The sequence below is a fragment of the Bacillus sp. ISL-18 genome (genome assembly GCF_018613415.1).
Classification (GTDB): domain Bacteria; phylum Bacillota; class Bacilli; order Bacillales; family Cytobacillaceae; genus Neobacillus.
In genome coordinates this window covers 330,389-347,555 of record NZ_JAGGQG010000010.1, presented here as the reverse complement: position 1 = coordinate 347,555, position 17,167 = coordinate 330,389, and the positions used below count along the sequence as shown (strand labels likewise).

Annotated in this window: 22 protein-coding genes; 15 read left to right on the top strand and 7 right to left on the bottom strand. The window is 39.7% G+C overall.

Annotated features, from left to right (window positions below; all coding sequences use genetic code 11):
* Positions 1–257: 257 nt before the first annotated feature.
* Positions 258–449, bottom strand: a complete 192-nt coding sequence (locus tag J7E81_RS14795) for a YqzH family protein (RefSeq protein ID WP_215043315.1) — start codon at positions 447–449, stop codon at positions 258–260.
* A 142-nt stretch (positions 450–591) separates the two neighbouring features.
* On the opposite strand from J7E81_RS14795, the gene J7E81_RS14790 reads away from it, so the two are divergent.
* Both J7E81_RS14790 and J7E81_RS14785 read left to right on the top strand, forming a co-directional pair.
* Positions 592–1,851 carry a Y-family DNA polymerase gene (locus J7E81_RS14790; protein ID WP_215043313.1) on the top strand — a complete coding sequence of 420 codons (1,260 nt, stop codon included), beginning with the start codon at positions 592–594 and terminating at the stop codon, positions 1,849–1,851.
* An 18-nt stretch (positions 1,852–1,869) separates the two neighbouring features.
* The gene (locus J7E81_RS14785) at positions 1,870–2,205 is read left to right on the top strand and encodes a YolD-like family protein (protein WP_215043311.1); all 336 of its coding nucleotides are present in this window, start codon (positions 1,870–1,872) and stop codon (positions 2,203–2,205) included.
* A 40-nt stretch (positions 2,206–2,245) separates the two neighbouring features.
* Here the strand turns inward: J7E81_RS14785 and J7E81_RS14780 are convergent, their stop codons facing one another.
* The 4 genes from J7E81_RS14780 to J7E81_RS14765 form a co-directional block, all read right to left on the bottom strand.
* On the bottom strand, positions 2,246–2,452 hold the full coding sequence (locus J7E81_RS14780; RefSeq protein ID WP_215043309.1) for a CDGSH iron-sulfur domain-containing protein: 207 nt from the start codon (positions 2,450–2,452) through the stop codon (positions 2,246–2,248).
* Positions 2,453–2,526: 74 nt separating this feature from the next.
* Positions 2,527–3,447, bottom strand: coding sequence for an alpha/beta hydrolase (locus J7E81_RS14775; RefSeq protein ID WP_215043307.1), 921 nt, complete (start codon positions 3,445–3,447; stop codon positions 2,527–2,529).
* A gap of 144 nt (positions 3,448–3,591) precedes the next feature.
* Positions 3,592–3,732 carry a hypothetical protein gene (locus tag J7E81_RS14770; RefSeq protein ID WP_176541399.1) on the bottom strand — a complete coding sequence of 47 codons (141 nt, stop codon included), beginning with the start codon at positions 3,730–3,732 and terminating at the stop codon, positions 3,592–3,594.
* 75 nt (positions 3,733–3,807) lie between these two features.
* Entirely contained in the window at positions 3,808–4,713 is a 906-nt protein-coding gene (locus J7E81_RS14765) for a hydroxymethylglutaryl-CoA lyase (RefSeq protein ID WP_215043305.1), read from the bottom strand.
* 171 nt (positions 4,714–4,884) lie between these two features.
* Here J7E81_RS14765 and J7E81_RS14760 point away from each other — a divergent pair, with 171 nt between their 5' ends.
* From J7E81_RS14760 to J7E81_RS14750, 3 genes are all read left to right on the top strand, one after another.
* Entirely contained in the window at positions 4,885–5,574 is a 690-nt protein-coding gene (locus J7E81_RS14760) for a CoA transferase subunit A (RefSeq protein WP_215043303.1), read from the top strand.
* Positions 5,575–5,597: 23 nt separating this feature from the next.
* On the top strand, positions 5,598–6,266 hold the full coding sequence (locus J7E81_RS14755) for a 3-oxoacid CoA-transferase subunit B (protein ID WP_215043301.1): 669 nt from the start codon (positions 5,598–5,600) through the stop codon (positions 6,264–6,266).
* A 99-nt stretch (positions 6,267–6,365) separates the two neighbouring features.
* Positions 6,366–6,620, top strand: coding sequence for a YqkE family protein (locus tag J7E81_RS14750; protein ID WP_215043299.1), 255 nt, complete (start codon positions 6,366–6,368; stop codon positions 6,618–6,620).
* Between the two features lie 25 nt (positions 6,621–6,645).
* Here the strand turns inward: J7E81_RS14750 and J7E81_RS14745 are convergent, their stop codons facing one another.
* Positions 6,646–7,557, bottom strand: a complete 912-nt coding sequence (locus tag J7E81_RS14745) for an aldo/keto reductase (protein WP_215043297.1) — start codon at positions 7,555–7,557, stop codon at positions 6,646–6,648.
* 64 nt (positions 7,558–7,621) lie between these two features.
* Positions 7,622–7,756 (bottom strand): Z-ring formation inhibitor MciZ, encoded by a 135-nt coding sequence (mciZ, locus tag J7E81_RS14740; RefSeq protein ID WP_215043295.1) that lies wholly within the window; start codon positions 7,754–7,756, stop codon positions 7,622–7,624.
* Positions 7,757–7,831: 75 nt separating this feature from the next.
* On the opposite strand from mciZ, the gene J7E81_RS14735 reads away from it, so the two are divergent.
* The 10 genes from J7E81_RS14735 to J7E81_RS14690 all read left to right on the top strand — a co-directional run bounded on the left by J7E81_RS14735 (position 7,832) and on the right by J7E81_RS14690 (position 17,088).
* Entirely contained in the window at positions 7,832–8,386 is a 555-nt protein-coding gene (locus J7E81_RS14735; RefSeq protein ID WP_215043294.1) for an NUDIX hydrolase, read from the top strand.
* Positions 8,383–9,546 (top strand): endonuclease Q family protein, encoded by a 1,164-nt coding sequence (locus J7E81_RS14730; protein WP_215043292.1) that lies wholly within the window; start codon positions 8,383–8,385, stop codon positions 9,544–9,546. Before J7E81_RS14735 ends, J7E81_RS14730 begins: the two co-directional genes overlap by 4 nt.
* A 143-nt stretch (positions 9,547–9,689) precedes the next feature.
* Positions 9,690–10,337 (top strand): stage II sporulation protein M, encoded by a 648-nt coding sequence (gene spoIIM / locus J7E81_RS14725; RefSeq protein WP_215043290.1) that lies wholly within the window; start codon positions 9,690–9,692, stop codon positions 10,335–10,337.
* Positions 10,338–10,445: 108 nt separating this feature from the next.
* Positions 10,446–10,907, top strand: a complete 462-nt coding sequence (gene fur, locus J7E81_RS14720; RefSeq protein WP_215043288.1) for a ferric iron uptake transcriptional regulator — start codon at positions 10,446–10,448, stop codon at positions 10,905–10,907.
* Between the two features lie 124 nt (positions 10,908–11,031).
* Positions 11,032–11,259, top strand: coding sequence for a YqzK family protein (locus J7E81_RS14715; protein WP_215043286.1), 228 nt, complete (start codon positions 11,032–11,034; stop codon positions 11,257–11,259).
* Between the two features lie 5 nt (positions 11,260–11,264).
* Positions 11,265–12,158, top strand: coding sequence for a site-specific tyrosine recombinase XerD (xerD, locus tag J7E81_RS14710; protein WP_215043284.1), 894 nt, complete (start codon positions 11,265–11,267; stop codon positions 12,156–12,158).
* A 224-nt stretch (positions 12,159–12,382) separates the two neighbouring features.
* Entirely contained in the window at positions 12,383–13,567 is a 1,185-nt protein-coding gene (gene deoB, locus J7E81_RS14705; protein WP_215043282.1) for a phosphopentomutase, read from the top strand.
* A 14-nt stretch (positions 13,568–13,581) separates the two neighbouring features.
* Positions 13,582–14,403: a purine-nucleoside phosphorylase gene (locus tag J7E81_RS14700; protein ID WP_215043281.1), complete on the top strand. Its 822-nt coding sequence runs from the start codon at positions 13,582–13,584 to the stop codon at positions 14,401–14,403.
* 59 nt (positions 14,404–14,462) lie between these two features.
* A complete protein-coding gene (locus tag J7E81_RS14695) occupies positions 14,463–15,767 on the top strand; it encodes a pyrimidine-nucleoside phosphorylase (protein WP_215043279.1) in 1,305 nt (434 codons plus the stop codon).
* A gap of 148 nt (positions 15,768–15,915) precedes the next feature.
* Positions 15,916–17,088 carry a D-alanyl-D-alanine carboxypeptidase family protein gene (locus J7E81_RS14690; protein ID WP_215043277.1) on the top strand — a complete coding sequence of 391 codons (1,173 nt, stop codon included), beginning with the start codon at positions 15,916–15,918 and terminating at the stop codon, positions 17,086–17,088.
* Positions 17,089–17,167 lie beyond the last annotated feature (79 nt).

The following is a 17,167-nucleotide window of genomic DNA, read 5'->3' as shown; positions in this document are numbered from 1 at the left end:
GGAAATCAACATTCAAGATAACCAGCCAATTATTAAAATGATTTAAGCCTCTTTTTCAGAGGCTTTTTATTCGTTTAAGAAATTATAAAATTTTCGCTTGTGGATAACTGTTAATATAAGGACTGTCGACGTCTAGCTCCAGCGCCTAGCCCCTCGATGGTCTACAGCCACTGTGGGAATGAAGGCAAAGAACGCCTTCCTTCCCAGAGCGTCTTATGCTTGTCGGGGCTGTTCAAGGCGCTTGCGCTTTTGTTCCTTTAATTGGTCAAAAATTCATAGACGACATCATTTACAACCTCATATAAATCCACTGTGGGCTCTCCCTTTTTCCATTCAAGAATCCGATTCGTTAATTTTGTTAAATCCTGTTCGCTTACTGGCAGAGAATCCGTTTCGTAATATTGCCTAAAACAATTTTTTATCATTTTGACGACTAGTTTTTTATCCATCACGACACCTCACCATCATTATAACGTTTTTCTCCATTGGAGACCGCTCAAAAATTTCCATTGAATACGAACGCATATTCGCTTAAAATGTGAATAGACTAAAGAACAGACGTTCGATAATTTAAATTGTGAGGGAAAAGTCATGATTGATTACAGCGCGATGCCGAAAAGTAAAATTTTATGTGTGGACATGAAGAGTTTTTATGCAAGCTGTTCCGCTGTTATGGAAGGTCTTGACCCTTTGAATTGCTATTTGGCCGTTGTAGGTGAGAAAAAGCGCCAGGGGAGCATCGTGCTTGCCGCTTCACCGCGCTTAAAAAAGGAATTTGGAATTAAAACCGGTTCACGTTTGTTTGAAATACCAGATGACCCCAGGATTAAAATTGTCGAGCCCAAAATGGCTACTTATTTACGGATTTCAACTGAAATTACCCGTGTATTTAACCGCTATGTTCCAAAGGAGGCCATCCATGTCTATAGTGTCGATGAAAGCTTTATTAAAGTGGATGGTGCTGCTCAACTGTGGGGGGATGCCTGTACCATTGCCGAAAAAGTAAAAAAGGATATTGAGCGGGAATTTCAGCTGCCATGCGCCGTTGGTATTGGACCTAATATGTTATTAGCAAAGCTTTGCCTTGACCTTGATGCCAAGAAAAAAGGGGTTGCGGAATGGACATATGAGGATGTTCAGGCCAAACTTTGGAATGTCTCACCCCTGCGAGAAATGTGGGGAATCGGCAGACGTGTCGAAAAAACATTAAATAGCATGGGTATTTTTACCGTTGGCCAATTGGCTCGTTATGATTTAGAAAAGCTGGAAAAGAAATTCGGGATTATGGGAAACCAGCTTTATTATCATGCTTGGGGAGTAGATCTATCTGATTTAGGAGCGCCCATTATCCAAGGACAAATCAGCTTTGGGAAGAGTCAAATTTTGTTAAGGGATTATAAAGAGGTAGAGGAGATTAAGGCTGTCATGTTAGAAATATGTGAAGAGGTTGCCCGAAGAGCACGTACCCATCGGAAAGCAGGAAGAACCATTAGTCTCGGAGTGGGGTATAGTCAAGATGAATTTGGCGGCGGATTTCATCGCTCTCGAACGATCAAACAGCCAACAAATGTAACAATGGAACTTTATCGTGTCTGCCTCGAATTGTTTAATGAACATTATAGTGGAAAAACAGTACGGCAAATTTCAATCGCAATTGGAAATATTGTCGACGATTGGGAACTTCAGCTTGATTTGTTTGACATGGGTGCGTCTAAGCGACGAGAGCTTGGGTATGTAGTGGATTCGATCCGCAGGCGTTTTGGGTCAGGTTCTTTACTGCGGGCTGTTTCTTATACAGCTGCGGGAACCGCTAAACACCGCGCGACATTGGTTGGGGGACATAAAATGTAATGAAAGAAGGAAATACCTATGATTCGTGACCGTGGGAAAATCAAATGGACGTCCATGATGCTGCCTGAACACGTCAAATTGCTTAGGGACTGGGTAAAAGAAGATCGATACGAACAGAAAAAGGAAATGGATGAGCAGCAGCTAGAGCGAATGAACGAAACCTTGTCCGAAGCAATTGAGTTTAACCAATTTGTTACGATTACGCATTATCGGAATCAAAACTATGAAATGGTTATTGGTAAAATCCATTATTGGGATGAATTAGCGCAAAAGCTTCACGTGGTGGACCGTTTTGAGGAGGTGCACCGGATTCGAATTACCGATATTGCTGATATTCGGTTAACTGGTATGTGACATAAAAAAGAGCGGCTTAGCAAGCAGCCGCTCTCATTAGCTATTCTTCCTTAATCACTCTAACTTGTGAATCAAATTTTCCTTTGTGAGAGCCGTCGCAGAATGGTTTGTTATTAGACAAACCACAGCGGCAGAGAGAAAAGGAGGGTTTAGTAGTATAAACATTGCCTTCGCCGTCGAGTAGTTCCACATCTCCGGTAATTCTTAGTGAACCATTATCATTGACCTTGATTTGAACCTTTGACATCTAAAGCACCCCTTATAAAAATCCGTCTTAATAATGAGAATAAATGGAATTTAGAGGAAAATCAACCGGAAATTTTAACTTGGAAGTGCATAGTCAACATATTTTTGCAAAAATTCATCAATGGCACGTTCATAATCTGCACGATTTTCATTGAAGGATTGAGCATGACGTCCATTTTCAGCCATATAAAGCATTTTTGGGCCCTTTTTGTGTTCGAATAAATCCTTTGACATGGAAGGCAAAATAAAATCATCTTTTTTGCTATGAATAAACAACACGGGATGTTTAATATTTTCAATCACTGAAATCGGAGAAACATGCCGGATTGAATATTTGTCGCGCAGGCGCAAGAATGCATCTCCAATTGGCAGCAGAAGGCCGGGGATCAACTTAAAGTCCTTTTTTATAAGATAGGCAAGCTGTTGCTTGAAATCAGAGAAGGGACAATCCGCAATGTAAAAATCGGCCCCATCTTCTAATAGTCCGGCATACAAAAGCATGGTAGCAGCCCCCATCGATTCCCCGTGAATCCCGAGTCGAAGCTTAGGACCGATCTCCTGCTTCAGCCAATCAACAACGGTTTTTAAATCGAACTTTTCATAGTGGCCAAAACTCGTTGTTTTTCCACCCGATTGTCCGTGGCGGCGGTGGTCATAAATTAAGGTATTAAAGCCGCGCTCTAAGAAAAGATTTGCATATTTAATCGAGTTAATTTTATTTTCCGTCACACCATGAGAAATGATCACATACCGATTTGTCTGGTGTGGTTCAACAAGCAGTGCTTTAATGATATAGCCAAATGGAGAAGGGATGTCCACGTCCCGCTTTGGAAGCGACTCAAATTCTTCAGGATTATACCTGCCCGCTTCTTTTTCGCGTCTAAGGATTAATTCCTCGTCCTTCTTTTTCATATACATCAGACGGTTTGTAAAATACAAACCGAGAGATACCCAAAAAAATAACACAATAAACAAAGCTCGAAATGCCTTTTTCATATTGGCAACTCCCACAGAAATAAAGTTTAGAATAAAATATGTAAAAAAACTACACGCTGCCCATAAATTAACAAATTTAATTTTAACATAAAAAAAGCCGCTGACACCAATGAGCGGCTTTAAATATAGGCGCTTCCGCTTTTCTTATTGCTCTGAGTTTTGTCTTTTTGTTGGGTGAAGGGCTTTTTCAAGCTCTTCAGCTGCAATCATTCGTTTGCCGCCTCCTGCTGTGTCCGCATAATTTTTCCCGCTTTGACTGTTTCCTTTTTCCCGTTTCTGGCTCATATTCAGTCTCCCTTTCTGGTAGTCTCAATTATTATGATGGTTGATGAGGAGACTGATTATTCATAAGAAGTTTAGTTAAACCGTTTGGGCATGAAGGCGGTAATAGCCGGTCTCGATTTTCCTTGAAAGATAAGGGATGACAACTTCAATAGCTGCCATTAATTTATCCAAATCAACGCCTGTTGCAATTCCCATTCTTTCCAGCATGTAAACAACATCCTCGGTAGCGGCGTTTCCTGCGGCGCCGGGAGCAAACGGGCAGCCGCCAAGGCCTCCGGCAGATGTATCAAACCGATCAATTCCCGCTTGGAGGGCAGTGAGAATATTAGCAAGGGCAAGCTTGCGCGTATCATGAAAATGGGCCGTAATAAGGCTTTCAGTAAATTGAGACTTTAATTGGGTAAACAGAGAAAAGGATTCATTTGGGGCTGCCATACCAATCGTGTCGGCGACACTTAATTCATCAACTCCAGCAAGAACAAATTCACGACAGAGAGCTAACGTATCTTTCTCGCTTATTTTTCCTTCATAAGGACAATAGAAGGCCGTAGAAATACAGGCCCGGACAAAATAATTCTTTTCTTTTAATTCACGGATAATGGGCTTTAATTCTGCCATGCTGTCTCGAGTTGTTTTATTAATGTTCTTTAGATTAAAGCTATTGCTGACACCGACAAATACGGCAACTGCTTGGCAATTGGTCGAATAAACCCGATCAATTCCTCTTCGATTAGGGGCAAGGACGATGTTTCTCGTATTTTCATCAAGACAATTGGCTGTGATTTCAGCAGCATCTCCCATTTGCGGCACCCATTTTGGTGACACGAACGACGTCAGCTCCATTTCCGTAAGTCCGGCATTCCTTAAACTGGTAATAAATTTTTTTTTGATATCAGTTGGGACTAATAGCTTCTCATTTTGAAGTCCATCGCGTGGACCTACTTCAATAATCGTCACTTTTTTAGGTAAATGTAACATCATTTTCCCCCTTTCAAGTACATACCTTCATTGTAGTGGTGTTAATTTCTGAAAAGCAAGAGTTAATGCAATTTTGACAAAATTAGAGGAATTTTTACCGGATAAGTAGAAATAGTAAAAATCAACGGATTGTAAAGCGGTAGTGAAACATTAATTAAAGGGGAGATAGAAAGGATGAAGAAAATTTGTACGTCCTTCCAGGAGGCAGTTGCTGATATCCAGGATGGGGCAACATTGATGGTTGGCGGATTTGGGTTATGCGGTATTCCAGAAAATCTGATAGTAGCTTTAGCTGAAAAGGGAGTAAAGGATTTAACCGTTATTTCAAATAACTGCGGAATTGATGAATGGGGCTTGGGTCTTCTATTAAACAATAAACAGATTAAAAAAATGATAGGTTCCTATGTTGGTGAAAATAAAGAGTTTGAAAGACAGGTATTAACGGGAGAATTGGAAGTGGAATTAACGCCCCAAGGAACACTAGCGGAAAAAATCCGGGCTGGTGGTGCCGGGATTCCAGCCTTTTATACTCCAGCAGGGGTTGGGACACCCATTGCAGAGGGGAAGGAAACAAAGATATTTAATGGCCGTGAATATCTATTAGAGGAGGCGCTCACAGCTGATTTTAGTCTTGTAAGGGCATGGAAAGGAGATAAGATGGGAAATCTCGTTTACCATAAAACTGCTAGAAACTTTAATCCAATGATTGCTGCTGCTGGGAAAGTAACCATTGCAGAAGTGGAAGCGCTTTACGAAATAGGTGAACTAGATCCTAATTTTATTCATACACCAAGTATTTATGTTCAAACCATTATTGAGGGGAAACAAGAAAAACGGATAGAAAAATTAACCGTAAAAAAATAGAGTGGGGGAAGGGAGTAAAAGCGATGGCAAATGATAAAGTCAGTGTTAGAGAAAGAATTGCAATCAGGGCAGAAAAGGAAATTGAGAATGGCTACTATGTAAACCTAGGAATTGGTATGCCCACCCTCGTTGCCAATTATATAACCGATAATAAACAGGTTGTTTTGCAATCAGAAAACGGTCTTCTCGGAATAGGTCCATATCCGCATGAAAAAGATGTGGATCCTGATTTAATTAATGCAGGGAAAGAAACAGTCACGGCCATTAATGGGGCAGCCTATTTTGATAGTGCGGAATCTTTCGCTATGATTCGTGGGGGGCATGTCGATTTGGCGATCCTCGGAGGAATGGAAGTATCGGAAACAGGGGATTTGGCCAACTGGATGATTCCAGGAAAAATGATTAAAGGAATGGGCGGCGCCATGGACCTTGTCCATGGGGCTCAGAAAATCATTGTTATTATGGAGCATGTCAACAAAAAAGGTGAATCAAAGATATTAAAACAATGTACATTGCCGCTAACCGGACAAGCGGTTGTGAATCGAATTATCACAGAGCGTGCGGTAATGGATGTGACCGATTCAGGGCTAAGACTTGTAGAAGTGGCCAGTGGCTATACAGTTGAAGAGGTTGTTAAGTCAACAGAGGCCCTATTAAATGTCGACAAAAATGTTAGATTGGATGCTTATTAATGGTAAAAACAGGCTGACGGGCACAGCCTGTTTTTTAGTGCCAACAGCATTTTAAGAAATGGTATAATAGAATAAGATTTTAATATGGAGGAGTTTAGAATGAAAAAACAAAAAAGACAAACCAATCAATCTAAACCAAAAAAGGAAGACACCGCAGTAACGCTCAAAGATTTGATTAATCCGGACTTAATTAAGCAGCTTAAAGAGCAGCAAGATCAGCTAAAAGAAGAAGAAGATAGAAAAAAAGAAGCAGAAGAACAAAGAAAACGAGAAGAACGAAGATTAAAAGAAAAGAACAAATCATTTGCAGAGCTACTAAACGAAAGTGGCATGAATTGGAAAGAATTCAAATAAAAAAGGAGAGTTAAATGCTCTCCTTTTATCTGTGTTCCTTATAAATACTTGGCTTTGTTAAGTCTTTAATGATCAACACTTCTTCGTCGGTCAGCGGAGTACTTCTTACCGCCGCAGCATTACGCTTAATCTGTTCAGGGCTGCTCGCTCCAGTAATAACCGAAGCAACAGCAGGGTTTGCTAAATTATATTGAAGTGCAACCTCTGTAAACGGCCGATCATGCGCAAGTTTCTCTTTCAAAAGAGGCAAAATTTCATTTAATTCGTGATAACTGTAATCAAGATAGCCTTTTTCAGATGCTTTGCTCAGCAGTTTATCAGTAAGAAGGCCTTTAGCAAGCGGCCCGCGTGTTACAACACTGATCCCATGTTCATGTAAAAGTGGTAAAGCTTCTTCTTCTGGTCTCCGATCTAAAATGCTGTATTGCATCATTACCGAGACCATACTAGATTTGTTAATATATTCACGGATGACATTGGGGCGAATGGAGGAGATGCCATAATAGCGAATAAATCCTTCCGCCTTTAATTCTTCAAACGCTTCAATCGTTTCCTCAATCGGGTCTTCAATTGTTCCGCCGTGGAGTTGATATAAATCGATATAGTCAGTCCCAAGGCGTTTTAAACTATTTTTTACTTCTTCCTTTATATAGACTTTTGAAGCATCCCAAGTCCAGCCAGACTGATCAGGTTTCCAGCGGTTTCCTACCTTGGTTGCCAGGATGATATTTTCTCGGACCGCTTTTAATGACTGCCCCACAATTTTCTCATTTTCACCCAAGTCATAGAGATCAGCAGTATCAAAATAATTAATACCTTCCTCAAGTGCTGCCTCGATGATCGATCTTGCCGTTTTCTCCTCTGTTCCGATCGACATGCAGCCGAGGCCGAGTTCTGTAACATACAAATCGGAATGACCCAGTTTTCTTTTCTTCATGTTAAAACCTCCCTGCTCCTTTCCTTCAATATTAATAAACAATTGGGCAGACTACAAATGGTAGCTACTTTTTTTGCGATACATCTTTAATCCATTCAGAGATGAAAATATAATCCTTGTTATATTCTTTCAACTTCTGCATGATTTCCCAAGCTTTGCCAACAAGAGTAATTCCCTGCTTATGGGTATACACCTTCATTACCATACCCCTCCAATTAAAGTATGGTAAAATGTATACGTATGTCTTTACGGAATAGAACAGGAGTTGACGGTAATGGACAATCTTACTGAGAAAACCATAAAAAGTGAAGAAATATTTTCGGGAAGGATTATCAGCCTTCATTTACAGGATGTCGAGCTGCCAAATGGAAAACAGTCAAAGCGGGAAATCATTAAACACCCGGGAGCTGTCGCCATTATAGCCGTTACGGATGAAAATAAGGTTGTTATGGTGGAACAATATCGAAAGGCATTAGAAAGAACGATTGTAGAAATACCAGCTGGCAAACTAGAAAAAAGTGAAAATCCTGAATATTGTGCCCGGAGAGAACTAGAAGAGGAAACCGGTTATGAATGCAGCAGCTTGGAACTGGTAACATCTTTCTATACATCCCCAGGGTTTGCCGATGAAATTGTCCACGTGTATTTCGCAAAAGGGCTTACTAAAAAAGAGGATGCGGCAGGTCTTGACGAAGATGAGTTTGTTAATCTAGAAGAATTAACTCTAGAAGAAGCCCAATCTTATATTAAAGAACAAAAGATTTTTGACGCAAAAACCATTTTTGCTGTACAGTACTTACAATTACAAGAGGCGTTGAAACATAAATGAACCGCTATTATGTGGATTTACACATTCATATTGGCCGGACCTGGACAGGAAAACCGGTTAAAATTACCGGTGCGAAATCACTGACATTTACCAATATTATTGAACATGCCAGGCATGAAAAGGGACTGAATATGGTAGGAATCATTGACAGTCATTCACCGGAAGTCATCTTAGAAATGGAGAGTCTTATTCAAAGCGGAGAAATCAGCGAACATCCAGATGGTGGTTTGGTTTTCGGAGATTTAACGGTTATTCCCGGCTCTGAATTGGAAATTTACGATGAACAATCAAATGGTCCCATTCACCTGCTTACGTTTTTTCCTAACCTTACGATCATGCGTGAGTTTTCTTCCTGGCTTTCAACCCATTTGAAAAATATTCAACTTAGTTCTCAGCGGATCTACGTAACAGGTCTCGAGTTACAAAAAAAGGTTAAAGACCTAGGGGGCATTTTTATTCCAGCCCACGTGTTCACTCCTTTCAAAAGTTTATATGGCAAAGGGGTTAAGAAGTCGCTGACCGAGGTTTTAGATCCAAATTTAATTGATGGAATTGAACTTGGATTAAGCTCTGACACACATATGGCAGACCAATTAGGAGAGCTTCACAAATATACGTTTGTAACCAACTCTGATGCCCATTCACTGGCAAAAATTGCCCGAGAATATCAAGTGATAGCCATGAAAGAGCCAACTTTTTTAGAATTACATAAAGCATTAAAAGGGGAAGACGGCCGCCATATCATTGCCAATTATGGTCTCGATCCTTTATTGGGTAAATATCATAAAACCGTCTGTGCAGAATGTTTAAATCCACTAACCCCTGACGATCAAATATGTAATTTTTGCGGAAAAAATAAAATTATTAAAGGTGTGGCAGACCGAATCCTTGAGTTGAAGACGGCAGATGCCAGTCCGCTTGGGCGCCCGCCATACGTCCATCAAGTACCGCTGGAATTCATTCCTGGATTAGGCCCGCGTCTGTTGGAAAAGCTGGTCAATCATTTTGGCAGTGAAATGGCCATTTTACATGAGGTTCCATATGAAGCATTAACTGATGTAGTTCCCGCTAAAATTGCAGAGCTCATTCTAAAAGCAAGACAAGGAAGCATTAATCTTGCTGCCGGAGGCGGCGGCAAGTATGGAAAAATTGCAGATTAAATTCCCCGGCAGCCAGTAACTGCCGGTTTTTTTATGGTTAAAATGTCATCAACCTGATAGATAAATCTAGTAAATTTCGTCATAGAAAAACTAGTCTAGCATAGACTGTACTAATCGACCTTTGTAGTAGGAGGAAATTAAAGATGAAAAAACGATTGTACCAGTCAGATGCCGCCAGTTATTTTCGTGAACATTCCTCAATCTTTTTATTTATTGTGGTTTTATTTTTAATGGGAGTCATCTTTGGGGCAATAGTCGTCAATAGCATGAGCATTACCCAAAAGGAAGATTTATTCTATTATTTATCGCAATTCTTTGGCCAAGTTTCCGATGGGACGGTAACAGACGACAACGATTTATTTATGCAAAGTTTTTTACACAACAGTAAATTTATTGGCCTTATGTGGATTCTAGGAATCTCGATTATTGGCCTTCCAATTATATTAATTCTCCTATTCCTTAAAGGAATGGTTGTAGGTTTTACAGTGGGATTCCTAGTTAGTCAAATGGGCTGGAAAGGTTTTTTGTTAGCATTTGCGTCCATACTTCCGCAGAATCTAATTATTATTCCTGTATTTATATTGATGGCAGCATTCTCAGTCATTTTTTCAATGAGGATGATTAAACGACAATTTATGAAGAAATATGCTTCGCCAATCATGCCTTTTTTTAAACGTTACATTGTGTCCTTAATTGCTGCTGTACTATTTATTTCTGCTGCTTCAGGAGTAGAAGCGTATTTGTCCCCTTGGTTAATGAAAAGTATCATAAGTTCAGTTTCGCTAAAATGATTATTATTTGGTAATGATTATCGAATCTTATTTATAATAATTTTATTTTGAATCTCTTTCTTCATCTGTTATAATGAAAATTAACAGTGGCGAGGGAGGGCCTTCAGGATGGAAACTAGAATTGAGAGAATTAAGAAACAGTTGCATTCAGCGAGTTATAAATTAACTCCCCAGCGTGAAGCAACCGTTCGAGTTTTGTTAGAAAATGAAGAGGATCATTTAAGTGCAGAAGATGTGTACCTCCTCGTAAAAGAAAAATCGCCTGAAATTGGTTTAGCAACTGTTTACCGAACATTGGAATTGCTAACGGAATTAAAAATTGTCGATAAAATAAATTTTGGTGATGGAGTCTCACGTTATGACCTTCGTCAGGAAGGTGCAGCCCATTTTCACCATCATCTTGTTTGTATTGAATGCGGTGCTGTTGATGAAATTCAGGAGGATTTACTAGAAGATGTAGAAGCCGTTGTGGAGAGCAGATGGAACTTTAAAATAAAAGACCATCGCCTAACCTTTCATGGAATCTGCCACCGCTGCCTGGATAAGGATCAAGAAGAGGAAACTGAATAATATGAAACCAAAAGTCTCTTTCATTGAAAGGACTTTTTTCTTTTGTATCAACATAAGGAAGCAGGTATATATTTTGTCCATTTTGGCATACCTTTTAATAGAAATTAGTATTGGAGGATGTTAGATGGTCTCTTTTTTTAAAGTGGCGTTCCAAACATTAAAGGTGTTTATCATTTTCACCGGGTGCACGATTCTCTTTTATTATGGTATCATGTGGGTATCTGAAGAATATCAAAATTATCATCGCTATGATGTGCCGGAAGGATCTGCATTAAAGGTTTCAAATGTGGTGAAAGAAGACCGTTCGTCTGTGTTAGACCGGCTGATGTTGTTTTATTTAAATGGGGAGTAATCGTAATGGAAAACCAATTAAAAGCTTTTTTGGATTATTTAATAGTAGAAAAAGGGTTGGCTAAGAATACGATTATTTCGTATGAACGAGATTTGAAAAGCTACCTTCATTATTTAAAAAGTGTGGAAGTAATTCAGTCCTTTAATGAGATTCAGCGTATTCATATTATCCACTTTTTAAATTTTTTAAAGGACGAGGGAAAGTCCTCAAAAACCTTGGCAAGACATATTGCCTCTATTCGAGCGTTTCATCAGTTCTTACTAAGGGAAAAGGCAGCAGAGGGGGATCCTTCTGTTTTAATTGAACCTCCTAAATTAGAAAGAGCTCTGCCGAAGGTTTTGAGCTTACTGGAAGTAGAGCAGCTGTTAAATGCACCCGTCCCAAATGATCACTTTGGTTTAAGGGACAAGGCGATGTTAGAGCTCTTATATGCAACAGGAATCCGAGTAAGTGAATTAATTGCTTTGGAAAAAGACGATGTTCATTTAACACTTGGATTTATACGTTGTATTGGAACAGGAAACAGGGAGCGGATTATTCCAATCGGAAAAACAGCTTTAAATGCAGTTAAGCAATATTTAGAAAACGGCAGGTCTCATTTTGTTACGGAGAAGCACAAGGATGATGCATTTTTCCTAAATCATCAAGGGCATCGTTTGACAAGACAGGGTTTTTGGAAAATTTTAAAAAAACTGGCACGTGAAGCGGGCATTGATAAAGAGCTCACCCCTCATACCCTTCGCCATTCCTTTGCCACCCATTTGCTTGAGAATGGTGCCGATTTAAGGTCGGTTCAAGAGATGTTAGGGCATGCAGATATATCCACAACGCAAATATATACCAATGTTTCAAAATCAAGAATTAAGGATGTCTATACAAAATTTCATCCCCGAGCCTAATAGAATAATAGCCTTATAGGCTCATTCACAAAAGTGTAAACAGTCGTCCTAAATTTGGCGGCTTTTTTTCTTGTGTTTTTAAAAACTTAGAGTAAAATAGAGATGTCAGACTTCTGACGAATGAATGAATTAATCACTTTCATAAACCCTTTTTTAAGCGGACAACCTATAGTTGTCTGATTCTTATTTGCAAACGTTTTCTATGTTAAAGGAGGTAGTAGTGTATGACTGCAAGTACATACAAACGTATATTTATCATCGTAATGGATTCGGTTGGAATCGGGGAAGCACCCGATGCTGAGAAGTTTGGAGACAAAGGTGCAGATACATTTGGTCATATTTCCGAAAGAATGAATGGTCTGAATATGCCTAATATGGGAAAACTGGGATTAAGCAATATTCGCGAGATAAAAGGAATTGATAAAGCAGAAAAGCCCTTAGCTTACTATACAAAAATGATGGAGGCTTCGAACGGAAAAGATACCATGACGGGTCATTGGGAAATTATGGGCCTTAACATTCAAACCCCTTTCCGTGTTTTTCCCGAAGGTTTCCCAGATGAGCTTGTTGCAGAACTTGAAAAACAAACAGGCAGAAAGATTATTGGAAATAAACCTGCAAGCGGCACAGAAATATTAAATGAGCTTGGCGAGGAGCATATGAAAACAGGGGCATTAATTGTATACACATCTGCTGATTCTGTGCTTCAAATTGCTGCACATGAAGAAATTGTCCCGCTTGAAGAGTTGTATAAGATCTGTAAGATTGCTCGTGAATTGACACTTGATGAAAAATATATGGTAGGCCGTGTTATCGCCCGGCCATTTCTAGGGGAACCTGGCAACTTCAAGCGCACGCCAAATCGTCATGATTATGCCTTAAAACCTTTTGATCGAACTGTTATGAGTGAGTTAAAAGATGCAGGTTTTGATGTCATTGCAATTGGTAAGATTTCTGATATTTATGATGGTGAAGGGGTAACGAAATCCCTTAGAACAGTATCCAATATGGATGGTATGGATAAACTGGTTGAAACCTTCGATATAGATTTCACTGGCATTAGCTTCTTAAATTTGGTTGATTTTGATGCGTTATTCGGTCATCGCCGTGACCCAGAAGGCTATGGAAAGGCACTAGAGGAATACGATGCCCGCCTGCCCGAAGTATTTGCAAAAATGAAAGATAATGATTTGTTAATGATTACAGCCGACCATGGAAATGACCCTATTGCACCAGGAACAGATCATACACGTGAATACGTTCCATTACTTGTCTACTCTAAGAGTATGAACGGGGGGAAAGAACTTCCATTAAGGGAAACATTCGCAGACCTTGGTGCGACAGTCGCTGACAACTTCAATGTTAAGTTGCCTAACTATGGAAAAAGCTTCCTAAATGAATTGAAATAAAGAGAGGGATAAAAATGAATATTGAAAGCATTCATCATGCAGCCAATTTTTTAAAGGGGAAATATCAGACTACACCAAAATTGGGTCTTATTTTAGGATCAGGTCTTGGTGTCCTAGCGGAGGATATCGAAAATCCGGTTAAAATACCGTACAACCAAATCCCAGATTTTCCAGTCTCAACGGTAGAAGGTCATGCAGGACAACTAGTTTTTGGCCAGTTAAATGGGGTAGAGGTTGTGGCTATGCAAGGCAGATTTCATTTCTATGAAGGATACAGTATGGATAAAGTGACATTCCCAGTTCGGGTTATGAAAGAAATGGGTGTAGAAATGTTAATTGTCACGAACGCAGCAGGAGGGGTAAATGAGAGTTTTTCCCCTGGCGATTTAATGATTATCACAGACCATATTAATAATATGGGAACGAATCCTTTGGTTGGACCGAATGATACCAATTTAGGTGTTCGTTTCCCAGATCTTTCTGAGGCTTATTCGAAAGAATTACGAAAGATTGCAAGAGATATTGCTGACAGGCTAAAACTAAATGTCAAAGAAGGCGTATACTTTGGGAACCCTGGTCCGGTTTATGAAACCCCGGCTGAAATCAGGATGGTTCGTATTTTAGGTGGTGATGCCGTAGGGATGTCTACTGTCCCAGAGGTAATTGTAGCCCGTCACAGTGGAATGAAGGTTCTTGGCATTTCCTGTATTTCTAATATGGCAGCGGGTATCCTTGACCAGCCGTTAACACATGATGAAGTGATTGAAACAACAGAAAAAGTCAAAGCCGATTTCCTTTTATATATTAACGAAATTGTCAAAGGAATGGTCCAGTAATCAGCACTCCCCCTTTAACGAGGGTACTAAAATGATCTTGAAAAATGTGGTGATATTTAATGAGAATGGTCGACTTAATTGAGAAAAAGAGAGATGGACAAGAATTATCAACAGAAGAAATAAAATTTATCATTAACGGGTACACAGATGGATCGATTCCTGATTACCAAATTAGCGCTTTAACAATGGCCATCTATTTCAAAGGAATGACAGAAAAAGAAAGAGCAGATTTAACGATGGCAATGGTTGAATCGGGGGATCAAATTGATTTATCCCAAATTAAAGGGATTAAGGTCGATAAACACTCCACAGGCGGCGTAGGTGACACCACTACTCTTGTTCTTGGCCCCCTTGTAGCTGCCGTCGGTGTACCAATAGCCAAAATGTCTGGCCGCGGGTTAGGTCACACAGGTGGAACCATAGATAAATTAGAAGCAGTTAAAGGCTTTCATGTGGAAATTGAAAATGAGGAATTTATTGATTTAGTCAATACAAATAAAATTGCTGTGATTGGACAAAGTGGAAACTTAACGCCAGCCGACAAAAAGCTATATGCCTTACGGGATGTTACCGCAACTGTCGACAGTATTCCACTTATTGCAAGTTCGATTATGAGTAAAAAAATAGCCGCTGGTGCCGATGCGATTGTCCTTGATGTGAAAACGGGTGCTGGTGCATTTATGAAGACACTGGACGATTCGAGGGACTTAGCAAAAGCAATGGTGCGAATTGGAAATAATGTTGGCCGAAGGACAATGGCTGTTATCTCGGATATGAGCCAGCCGCTTGGATATGCAATTGGGAATGCCCTAGAAGTAAAAGAGGCAATTGATACCCTAAAAGGCGAGGGTCCAGAGGATTTAACCGAATTGTGTTTAACCCTTGGAAGTCATATGGTTTACTTAGCTGAAAAAGCCAGTTCGTTAGAAGAGGCCCGCCACAAGCTCGAAAACGCTATTAAAGACGGTTCCGCATTAGAAAAATTTAAGGTCTTCTTGAGTTCTCAAGGTGGGGATTCCTCTATCGTTGATAACCCTTCTAAGATGCCGCAGGCAAAATATACGTTTGAACTTGAAGCAAGAGAAGATGGCTATGTAGCTGAAATTGTAGCCGATGAAGTGGGAACGGCAGCAATGATCCTCGGTGCAGGGAGAGCGACTAAAGAATCTACAATTGATCTAGCCGTTGGTCTAGTCTTACGAAAGAAGATCGGCGACCAAGTGAAAAAAGGGGACTCCCTTGTTACTATTTACAGCAACTTTGAAAAGGTAGACGAAGTTAAACAGAAGCTTTACGAAAATATTAAGATTACTGCCGAAAAGGTAGAAGCTCCAATCCTTATTCATGGAGAAATAACAGAATAAGAATAGACAGGGTGACAGGCACCATTTATGGTGCCTGTCACCCTTTTTTATTTCACTGCCTTATTTAATTAGGAAATATAGGAAATAATTGTATAAAGTAAAAAGATTTGGAAAAAATGGATACTATAAAGAATGGAGGGTTATGCGAATGAAACGATTTGTCTCTTTCATAGTGACATCTTTTTTACTAACAAGTTTATGGATTCCATCTGCATTTGCTGCTGAAGAGAAAAAGAATTCTGATATTGTCAGCAATGTTAAATCCGCTATTTTAATTGAACGAGATACAGGCACAGTCTTATATGAAAAGAATAGTAATCAAGAGCTGCCGCCTGCAAGTATGACAAAAATCATGACGATGCTCCTCATTATGGAGGCAATAGACGAAGGAAAACTGTCTTGGAACGAAAAAGTAAGAGCAAGTGAGTATGCAGCTTCAATGGGAGGTTCGCAGATTTTTCTTGAACCAGGTGAAGCTATGACAACAAAGGAAATGTTAAGAGGCATTGCGATCGGTTCAGGAAATGATGCGTCTGTTGCAATGGCCGAAAGGATAGCTGGCTCTGAAGATGCGTTTGTAGATATGATGAACGCTAAAGCCAAAGAACTGGGATTAAAGCATACATTCTTTAAAAATACAACTGGCCTCCCTGTCAGCGGCCACTATAGTACCGCGGCTGATATGGCTATTATGGCAAAAGAACTGCTTAAATATGAAGATATCACAAAATTTACAGGCATGTACGAAGCCTATCTTCGTGAAAATACCGATAAAAAATTTTGGCTGGTAAATACAAATAAATTGGTCCGTTTTTATCCTGGTGTAGATGGCTTAAAAACAGGTTTTACTGCAGAGGCAAAGTATTGCTTAACAGCGACGGCCCAAAAAGATGGTATGCGTGTCATTGCGGTTGTATTTGGTGCACCAACCTCTAAGGAAAGAAATGCACAAGTAACAAAATTGCTAAACTATGCCTTCGCCCAATATCAAACACATCCGATGTTTAAAAGAAGTCAAACGATAGGTTTGGTTAAAGTAAGCAAGGGCAAGGAAAAGAAAGTGGAAGCAGTAACAAGTGAACCGATTTCTATCCTGACAAAAAAGGGTGAGAAAACTCAGGATGTAAAGCAAAAAGTCATTCTGCAAAAAAATCTAAAGGCTCCAATCACCAAAGGCGATCAGGTTGGAACCATTAAGTTAACTAAGAATGGTAAAGTCATTCTGGAAAGTCCATTAGTAGCTAGTAAAAGTGTGAAAGAAGCAGGATGGTGGACGCTCTATAAACGAGCATTTGGAATGTTTACAAAGTCTGGAAAATAATGCTTTCTTAGGTAGAAAAACGGTTTAACAGCATTGTCGAAACTTCAAACTACAATTCTAATTTTAGCGAAATAGGACT